Annotated in this window: 1 protein-coding gene; it reads left to right on the forward strand. The window is 60.2% G+C overall.

Translation table 11 applies throughout. From position 1 onward, the window contains the following. On the forward strand, positions 1-923 hold a 923-nt coding region (locus tag EOA22_RS34945), incomplete at its 5' end, for an ABC transporter ATP-binding protein (protein WP_164756237.1). Positions 924-1,033: the final 110 nt, after the last annotated feature.

A 1,033-nucleotide genomic window follows, 5' to 3' on the forward strand; every position in this document is an offset into this window, starting at 1 on the left:
GTTTCGGCGCCTTCTCGCCTGTCGATGATGTCACCTTCGGTATCGATCGTGGCGAGATTCTCGGCGTGGTCGGCGAGTCGGGGTCTGGCAAGTCGCTGTCGGCGACAGCGATCATGGGCCTGTTGCCACGCATCGGTGCGAGGATCAGCTCAGGTCGCATGGCGTTTGACGGCATCGATCTGGTGGGCCTGCCGGAAAAGCGCATGCGCCGGCTGCGTGGCGGAAAGATTGCGTTGATAACGCAGAACCCGATGACGTCGCTCGATCCGATGATACGGGTCGGCCCCCAGATCGACCAGTCATCGCGCCTTCATCTTAAGGTCGACCGTAAGGCCGCCCGCGCACGAAGTCTGGCTCTCATGACGGACATGCAGATACCCAATCCCGCTGTCGTCTACGATCTCTATCCCTTTCAGCTCTCCGGCGGCATGAAGCAGCGCATTGTCATCGCAATGGCGCTAGCCGGCGAGCCGCAGCTTCTGATTGCGGATGAACCGACCACCGCGCTCGACGTCACCGTGCAGGCGCAAATCATCAAGATCCTCGTGGATCTCGTAAAGCAGCGCGGATTGGCGCTGATCCTCATAACGCACGACATGGGCATCGTGGCACACGCTTGCGATCGGGTGGCTGTCATGTATTGCGGGCGGATAGTTGAGTCCGGTGCGGTGGAGCGGATCTTTGAAAATCCTCGCCATCCCTACACAAAAGCCCTGATCCGCTGCATTCCTCGCCTCGGCATGGTGCGAGGTAGCCTTAGCGCCATCCCAGGAACGGTACCGAACGCCGCGGCTTATCCGACTGGCTGCCGTTTTCGTCCGCGTTGTCCGGTTGCTGTCGTCCGCTGCCAGACCGAAATTCCCAAACTGCACGGTGATTGCGAAGGCCATGGTACCGCCTGCCATCTGGTGACAGCAGCATGAGCAAGCTTCTATCCGTGAAGGACCTCAGCTGCCGGTTTACGAACACGGCCCTGTTTCGAAAGCCGCGCGTCTTCCGCGCCGTCAGCGATGTCTCCTTCGAAATTCAACGC

It is taken from the genome of Mesorhizobium sp. M7A.F.Ca.US.014.04.1.1, assembly GCF_003998745.1.
GTDB lineage: Bacteria > Pseudomonadota > Alphaproteobacteria > Rhizobiales > Rhizobiaceae > Mesorhizobium > Mesorhizobium ciceri.